This window comes from Pantoea sp. PNT03, from assembly GCF_014852515.1.
GTDB lineage: Bacteria > Pseudomonadota > Gammaproteobacteria > Enterobacterales > Enterobacteriaceae > Pantoea > Pantoea leporis.
This window is the reverse complement of record NZ_JACVBT010000027.1, coordinates 1-255: the sequence shown is the minus strand read 5'-3', so window position 1 is coordinate 255 and position 255 is coordinate 1. Positions and strand designations below refer to the sequence as shown.

Annotated in this window: 1 rRNA gene; it reads left to right on the top strand. The window is 56.1% G+C overall.

The features are described from left to right. Positions 1–255: ribosomal RNA gene (locus IB226_RS23115) — 16S ribosomal RNA — on the top strand; the annotation flags it as partial.

Genomic DNA, 255 nt, shown 5'->3' with positions numbered 1-255 from the left:
CTACGGGAGGCAGCAGTGGGGAATATTGCACAATGGGCGCAAGCCTGATGCAGCCATGCCGCGTGTATGAAGAAGGCCTTCGGGTTGTAAAGTACTTTCAGCGGGGAGGAAGGCGGTGAAGTTAATAGCTTCACCGATTGACGTTACCCGCAGAAGAAGCACCGGCTAACTCCGTGCCAGCAGCCGCGGTAATACGGAGGGTGCAAGCGTTAATCGGAATTACTGGGCGTAAAGCGCACGCAGGCGGTCTGTCAA